At 37.1% G+C, this 4,583-nt stretch carries 6 protein-coding genes; 3 read left to right on the plus strand and 3 right to left on the minus strand.

Features of this window, described 5'->3' with window-relative positions:
- The 3 genes from ACIQ2S_RS11530 to ACIQ2S_RS11540 all read left to right on the plus strand — a co-directional run.
- Positions 1–370, plus strand: a 370-nt coding sequence (locus ACIQ2S_RS11530) for an SDR family NAD(P)-dependent oxidoreductase (RefSeq protein ID WP_396176134.1), incomplete at its 5' end; no start/stop codon positions are given.
- A 49-nt stretch (positions 371–419) separates the two neighbouring features.
- Entirely contained in the window at positions 420–845 is a 426-nt protein-coding gene (locus tag ACIQ2S_RS11535; protein ID WP_396176136.1) for a hypothetical protein, read from the plus strand.
- Between the two features lie 185 nt (positions 846–1,030).
- A complete protein-coding gene (locus tag ACIQ2S_RS11540; RefSeq protein ID WP_396158378.1) occupies positions 1,031–1,369 on the plus strand; it encodes a DHCW motif cupin fold protein in 339 nt (112 codons plus the stop codon).
- A gap of 105 nt (positions 1,370–1,474) precedes the next feature.
- Here ACIQ2S_RS11540 and ACIQ2S_RS11545 read toward each other — a convergent pair whose 3' ends face one another.
- The 3 genes from ACIQ2S_RS11545 to ACIQ2S_RS11555 all read right to left on the minus strand — a co-directional run bounded on the left by ACIQ2S_RS11545 (position 1,475) and on the right by ACIQ2S_RS11555 (position 4,363).
- The gene (locus tag ACIQ2S_RS11545) at positions 1,475–1,954 is read right to left on the minus strand and encodes a hypothetical protein (protein ID WP_396176138.1); all 480 of its coding nucleotides are present in this window, start codon (positions 1,952–1,954) and stop codon (positions 1,475–1,477) included.
- Between the two features lie 163 nt (positions 1,955–2,117).
- The gene (locus tag ACIQ2S_RS11550) at positions 2,118–2,501 is read right to left on the minus strand and encodes a YybH family protein (RefSeq protein WP_396176140.1); all 384 of its coding nucleotides are present in this window, start codon (positions 2,499–2,501) and stop codon (positions 2,118–2,120) included.
- A 191-nt stretch (positions 2,502–2,692) separates the two neighbouring features.
- Entirely contained in the window at positions 2,693–4,363 is a 1,671-nt protein-coding gene (locus ACIQ2S_RS11555) for a pseudouridine synthase (RefSeq protein ID WP_396176142.1), read from the minus strand.
- Positions 4,364–4,583: the final 220 nt, after the last annotated feature.

The following is a 4,583-nucleotide window of genomic DNA, read 5'->3' on the forward strand; positions in this document are numbered from 1 at the left end:
TACAGCTGGCATTCAACCTGATCCGTATTTTGCTGTATATGGCGCTTCAAAAGCTTATGTGATTAGCTTAACAGAGGCAATTCATAAAGAATTTGAAAACACCGGAGTTACTGCCACTGTACTGTCGCCAGGTGCAACAAAAACTAAATTTATGGAAAGAGCCGATATGTCTAATGCGAAGCTTTATGAAAGTGGCGTAATGACTGCCAAAAAAGTGGCCCAAGTTGGTTTCGATGGAATGATGAGAGGAAGTCTGCATGTAATACCTGGCTTTAAAAATAAACTACTCGCATTTTTCTCAAGTATTACGCCTTCAAGCAAATTACGGCTTAACATCGCGGCGAAGGTGATGAGCCGAAAAGACCAATAAAAGTTAGTTAAAAAACGGTTTATTAGTAAACAACAAAAAATAGAGTATTATGACAAGAGAAACAAAAAAGACAAGCGGCTTTATCCTTTTAACTGTGCCTTCTATTATTTATGGGGGCTATTTTTTGCTTACCATTCTGAGTGGTCAGCAAGAATATTTAGCGTTAACTCATTTTCAAAAATCGATGTTTCGTGCCGGGCATGCCCATGCTGGAGTTTTGGTAATTCTTGCACTAGTAGCCCAAATTTTCACAGACTATTCTTCATTATCAGGAAGCTGGAAATGGATTTCGCGACTGTCATTTCCCATTGCGGCTATTGCCATAAGTTTAGGATTTTTTGCAGCAGCCATAGGCAAGCAAATTAATGAACCAACAGCACTCATTGTTATTTTATATATTGGTATGGCGATTTTAATATTGGGACTTTTAACATTGGCGATAGGTTTGATAAGAGAAAAGAAAACCGCCTCATAACTGCAAAATAGCGCAGTGACTGGTATTTTGCACTATTTTAATCTCGTTAAAATTTCTTAAAGTTAGTTTTACGTAGAACGGAAACGACTGCTACTTGCAAAAACAGAAATTTTTATGAAAATTTACAGCCCAAAGGTAAATCAGACTGAAATTAAAAACGTGACACATAAATTAACTGTAAAAAGATGAGTACTATTCCCTTTCAGACAATAGATTGGAATTCAGTTGAGAAAATCGAATACAAAGGCGAAGCAGGAATTGCAATTTGGCAAACAATCCAATTTAATGGGCTTAGAGTAAGAATTGTAGAATATTCAGAAGGATATTTAGCAGACCACTGGTGCAAAAAAGGGCATATTGTACATTGCTTAGAAGGAGCATTTGTAAGCGAATTAAGTACAGGCGAAAAAATTAAACTAGCCAAAGGGGAAACTTATATTGTATCAGATGAACTTAGTTCACATCGTTCTGTTTCCAAAAATGGTGTCAAGCTTCTTATTATTGACGGAGATTTTTTAAAATAAAAACCGAATGTTAGTAATAACTCCTAAGCTGGTGCAAGCGTCACGTTCGTACTTTATATCATTGTGGGCACGAGCAAGATGCTCGCGCTAGCTGGGGGTAGTTCTTTACAGCCACTTTGTTTCGCTTTCAGTTGCATCTAGAATGTCGATAGCTAATGCTAATTTGAAATGTTCTGCTACTTTAAAAGCGTCGGCTTTATTGTCTGTTTTATAAAATGTTAGATGCTTATTTCGATTATAAAATAGATTTAATAATATTACCTCATTTGTAAAAGTTGTCGTTGCAGTTACAACATTTACTGTTTGATTTTCTTTAGTCCTAAAAACCGAAATATATTCAAATTCTGGACAAGGTTTCCATTTTCCGACATGCATGCCAAAGATTGACTTAACAGTTCTATAAGTTTTGTTTTCTAAATTAATTTGTGAACCTTCTCGCAATAATAAGTTTATACCAATTACAATAAATATTAGACCAAATAAAATATTGCTTGTTATAAAAATATATAAACCAGCAATAATAATTAATATTCCAAATACTTTTTTCATTAATGGAATATCTTTTAAGTATGTAATTATGCTCATAAAATTATGTTATTTAGATAATTTTTTGTTAACGTTTCGCCGCATGGCGAGGTTGCGAAACATGTAACCATTTGTTTTCCATTAAATATATAACTTCTTTCGAAATGTGAGCGTGAATTTATCACAAAATTCGCAATCTTGCCAAACTGTTAGAGCCAGTTTTTTATTTTCCTTCTAGTTGTCTTTGGTATTTCTCTGCATCATAAGTTCCAATTGATTTTTGCACTAGTCCTTGGTCATTCATTGTCCATTCTTCAAATCCACTGAAATCAACTTTATTTCCAGTTCCGCCAGGTCCAGTATTTGTTCCTTTAAAAGTCCAATAATATCTATAAGTTCCTTTCTCGACAGTTAAACTGTCCATAGATAATTCAATATCAGGGAATGCCTCCATATAGGATTGAGCGGTTTCTGCTAATTGTTTTCTTCCAACTGCTGGTTTTCCATTGTTTACTGTTAGTATTCCATCTTCAGCATAAAATGAAGCCATCTTTTCTGGTTCTTTGCTATTCCAGGCATCAGTATATTTTTGTCCAAATTCGAGCATTTTGTCATATTTAGATTTGTCAGATTTACATCCTGTCATTGTTGTTAAGATTATTAGAATTGTCGTTAAGATTGAAAATTTCGTTTTCATATGTTTTTTTTAAATTGGCTCTAACTATTACATGTCATCTAATATATACAACTTTTTCATCTTTTTTAAAAATCAACCCAAGTCTTATCTGATATAAAATATCAAAACCCAACCCCATCCACAACTTCCATCTCCTTTCCCAAAACCGGATGCCAAAACCGTATCAGTTCCGCATGCAAATACAAGCGGTCGGCTTTGGTGCCGTATAAATCATCGCCAACTATTGGGGTGTTCAAACCTTCGGGATGGGCAGCGTGTACCCGCAACTGGTGCGTGCGTCCCGTGATGGGGTGAAAGTGTACCAAGGTGGTGTTTTCGCGTCGTTCAATGACGTTCCATTGCGTTTTAGCGGGTTTGCCGTGTTGGTAACACACCAATTGATTCGGGCGGTTGTCTAAATCTACCCGCAAGGGCAAATTGATTTCGCCGCTGTCTTGCGCTATTATTCCGGAAAGTAACGCAACATATCGTTTTTGAACGGTACGTTTCATGAATTGTGCTTGCAAATTCAAATAAACTTCAGTGGTTTTTGCAAGTACTAAAATACCGGAAGTCGACATATCCAAACGATGCACAATCAGCGGACCTGTAGCTTCAGGAAATTTTTCTTTGTAGCGACTATACACCGAATCTTGTATCGATTTCCCGGGAACGGATAAAAATTCCGCCGGTTTGTGGACGACGGATAAGTAGTCGTCGTCGTATAAAAAAGTGAGTTCTTTTCCTTCTGCCGGATTTTGAATCAGCGGATTTTCATCCATTGCAATGCCTTCCAACATGTGAGCCAAAATAGGCTTGCATTTTCCGGTACAAGCCGGATAAAAATGACCGTGTTTACGTATTTCCGATTTCGGTGATTGTCCCCACCAAAATTCTGCCATTGCAATCGGTTTGAGTTGGTGCGTAAACGCATACTGCAACAATTTCGGAGCCGCACATTCTCCCGCACTTGCAGGCGGATTGTCTTCAAAAATAGCTGCGAGACTTTTGGAAACGCCGTATTGATTTAAAAAGGAATACTGCTCAAACAATTTCTGTTGCAACGCTGCCGATTTCGCTTTGCGTTCCTCTTTTAGCTGATTGATTTTGGATTGAAATTCGGCCACTTTTTGTTGAGCTTTGGCAATTTCTTGGTTCCAAAAGTGGTTCATTTGCTTGAGTTGAATGCTTTCTAATTGGCTTTCTTTACTCAGACTTTTTTGCAAGGATTTAGAGGATTCAAAATCCAATTCACGTTCCGCTTTTTCTCGTAAGGCATCACGACGGATTTTATTTTGTTTGCTCAGCTCTTTCTTTTCGGCTTTGTCCTTTTCAGCCAGCAATAGGGTGGAAGCTAGTTCGTATTGACATTGAATGAACTCCGGGTTATTTTCTAACGCTTCAATTCTTCGGTTGTAGTCGTTTAGGATTTTTTCTTCTTGTTTAAAAAACCCATCTTGTTGCAACATATCAAACACGGGAGGCACAAAATGAGTATGTTCGTTACTATCGGCCAATTTACCGGAGAATGCCGCGAGGTAACCGATCGTACCTATTTGATTTTGAACAACTAGCACACCAAACATTTTTCCGATAACTAAACCCTTTTGACCTTTTTGCAAACCAAAATTATGTTCCCAATCGGTTTGTGAGGCTAGATATTCCTGCAATTCTGCAGCAGCCATTTTACTCAATTCATGCGGTTCGTAAAAAAAGGGAAAGGTGAATTTTTCGGGTAAGTTGACACCTGAAATGGGCTTTTGGAATGCAATCAAATGAGCGGGATGTTTCATTGTTGCAAAGCTAAAAAAGGAAATGGGATTAATAGGATTAAGTGCTGAAAAATGGGAGAATTCTTTATCTAAACAACAAATCTAGTTCAAGAATCATCGACTGTTAATAAAAGTATTAAATGCATTTTTGGCTTCAGTACTAGTAAATAGTGCGTTATGTCCGTAGCCACTTACTTCTAAAAACTCACTGGTTTGGCAATTGGTGCAATTCAACACTTCC

Source organism: Flavobacterium sp. (genome assembly GCF_044371705.1).
Taxonomy (GTDB): Bacteria; Bacteroidota; Bacteroidia; order Flavobacteriales; family Flavobacteriaceae; genus Flavobacterium.